At 59.9% G+C, this 2,299-nt stretch carries 1 protein-coding gene; it reads left to right on the top strand.

Annotation, left to right across the window (positions count from 1 at the left end; genetic code table 11):
* Positions 1-2,131: BREX system Lon protease-like protein BrxL (locus HIJ39_RS22555; RefSeq protein WP_243239921.1), on the top strand; the 2,131-nt coding region annotated here is incomplete at its 5' end.
* Positions 2,132-2,299: the final 168 nt, after the last annotated feature.

The following is a 2,299-nucleotide window of genomic DNA, read 5'->3' as shown; positions in this document are numbered from 1 at the left end:
AGGAGGGGCCATGGTTCAACGGGTGACGGGTGGGGATGATGACCTAGTCGCACGGGCGCGGCGGGTCTTTGGCCCTGTGCTCCGGAATCGACGGGCTGGGTCGCGCGCGCGTCTTGGCGGCCAGTTGCCCGATTTTTTAGCCGAATATCTGATCGGCCTCTATGGCGTCTCTCAAGCGAGTCGTTTAGTGGAACAACATTTCCCCACCACCCGAAACCGCGAAGGGCTGAAATACCAGCTGTTACGGGAAGGCACGGTGGATTTGCTGGACTATCTGGAAGTGTCGGTCGATGTGGAATCGGGAGTGACGACCGGGCATCTGGCGGCATTCCAACAGGCCTTCCCCATGGATGCGGTGATTTTAGAGGAATTTCCCGCCTTGTTAAGCGGCGGGCTTTGGGGGCGGGTGACGGTGAGCCGCGTCCATATGTATGCTTCCCCGGATCCGCCCGTGCCCCCCTTGAACGACGAGGAGCCGGAAGCATTTGTCGGTGAGGCCGATGGCTGGATGGCGGAGCACCCGCCGACCATCACGGCCTTTCAGCCCTATCAAGCCTCTGTTGACGTGGATCGCTTTATTGAAGCCCGTCGGGCCTTTTCTGTGGAAGAGTGGATTGATCTATTGTTGGCGTCCGCCGGATATTGTCCCGAGTGGATTCGCGGTGAGGCGGAGGGGAAACGCCTAACTCGTCTCTATCTCTTACGCTTGGTGCCGTTGGTGGAGCGGAACGTCAACCTGGTGGAACTCGGGCCGAAAAATACGGGAAAGACGCATCTTTTGCGTAATCTCTCCCCCTATGCGTACACCGTGGCCGGCGGCGGGGCGACGCCCGCCAACCTTTTCGTCAATCTTGCGACCGGGCGTGCGGGACTCATCCAAAGCCGCCGGGTGATTATCTTCGACGAAATTTCTCGGCTCCGCTTTAGCCAGAACCGGGCCACCTTGAGCCTCTTAAAAGATTACATGGAAAGCGGGCAATTCTCCCGCGGCCGCGCGTCTTACGGGGCCGATACCTCGCTCGTCTTTCTGGGGAACCTCGAGGTGGAAGGCCGACATCCGGCTGCCCGGTATCGCCACCTTTTTGAGGTGCTCCCGAAGGAACTTCAAGACACGGCCGTCCTCGATCGGTTGCATGGCTTTATACCGGGATGGGAATTCCCGAAACTCACGCCGGCCGCCCTGCAACCGGAGCATGCGTTGGCTTCCGATTATTTTGGCGAAGTCATGCTGGCACTTCGGGATTTACCCTACGACACCGTATGGGATGGGGTTCAACAGCGATGGCCCTTTCCCGGGCATCTGACGCGGCGCGATGTGGCCGCTCTGGATCGACTGGGTCGTGGCCTCTTTAAGCTCGTGTTTCCAGACGGGGTCGTGGACGAACGTGTGGCCGAGGAGCTTTTGAGCATTGTGGCGGAATCGCGCCATCGGATCCATGAACAGTTAATGAAGATGGAGCCAGGCGAGTTCGCGCCCTATTTGGTCGGGTATCAGGGAGTGCCGGTTAAGACCGATGGTCGGACGCGCATTGAAACGGCACTGGACCGCCAGTTGAATCAAAGGCCGCGGCCCGGGGAATGCACGACCGTGGTGGGGGAAACGGATTCGGTGACGGGAGCGCTAAGTTCTGAGGTGGCGGTGGCACAAGTGGCCCTGGCCGAAGGGGGCACGCAGAAACCGGGCGTGTTTTCGGACGATGGGATTCGGGGGGCCGAGGGGGTCTTTCGTGTCGCCCAATTCTTTATCGGCTCGCATGGCCATCAACTGGGCATTGCATCGCTCATACGCTGGGAGGGCATGGGCGTTCAGTGGGTGGGAGGTCCGGGAGACCTTAAAGGGAATGGAGAACTGGCGTTGGTGATGGCGTTGGTCTCGGCTTGGCTCCGAAAGCCGCTACCAAAAGCCCTGGCGGTTATTGGCGGGTTGACCTTGGCGGGCGATGTGACCACGCCGACCGACATAATAGCGCTGGTGATGGCAGCCTTGAACCGGGGCCGACACACCATCGTCCTGCCTCAGGGAGTTCCCCTCGATCTCCTCAAAGAGACCTTCAACCCGACGTTCGGCGAGGTTCGGTGGGTACCGGTGGCCACCGCCTTCGACGCTCTTCGCTGGGCTTTTACCCGTTAATCGTGACGCCGAGGATGGGAAGCCCACGATTCTTGGCGGGGCCCTGGGATTTTCTCGCCCAGGGAGTCTCCGACTTGCAAGGCATACCCAGAGTCCAGTGGTCGATGGAGGGCCCGTGTCATTAGAAAAATGTATTAGATGGAACCCGGGCCTCGGACGAGTGAAAAT

This window comes from Sulfobacillus harzensis (assembly GCF_012933365.1).
Lineage (GTDB): Bacteria > Bacillota > Sulfobacillia > Sulfobacillales > Sulfobacillaceae > Sulfobacillus_B > Sulfobacillus_B harzensis.
This window is presented reverse-complemented; position numbering and strand designations above follow the sequence as displayed.